This window comes from Pseudomonas sp. 2995-1 (assembly GCF_002742505.1).
GTDB classification, from domain to species: Bacteria; Pseudomonadota; Gammaproteobacteria; order Pseudomonadales; family Pseudomonadaceae; genus Aquipseudomonas; species Aquipseudomonas sivasensis.
Genome location: NZ_LJSA01000497.1, coordinates 1 through 373 on the forward strand (window position 1 = coordinate 1; position 373 = coordinate 373).

At 32.7% G+C, this 373-nt stretch carries 1 protein-coding gene; it reads left to right on the forward strand.

The features are described 5' to 3' along the window. A partial coding sequence (locus tag AOA61_RS27230) for a CBS domain-containing protein (protein WP_143521262.1) occupies nt 1–373 on the forward strand: 373 nt, incomplete at both ends.

Genomic DNA, 373 nt, shown 5'->3' on the forward strand with positions numbered 1-373 from the left:
GATATACAAAATCAAAAACAAATTCTTCAAAAAATGCCAAGCCATTATGCGAAACAATGTTTAGATAGATTCTCAATTTATCAGCTCGTTGCACTGTTACAGACGATGAAAAAATCCGAAAGAAAAGAGTTAATTAACATCATAGATAATGGAAAGAAAGAACTCATTTTGAGTCAGATGAATGTACCGTTGAATACTGTAGGGGCGATTATGAATACCGATTTCATTTCGACTACTACTGATATGACAATAGAAGATGTACTATTATTAATTCAATCTAGAAAAGATAATATCCCGATTGAGCTCTTTGTCACAAACACTCAGAACCAATTAGTCGGTTCCATATACATCGATGAATTACTCAAAGCATACC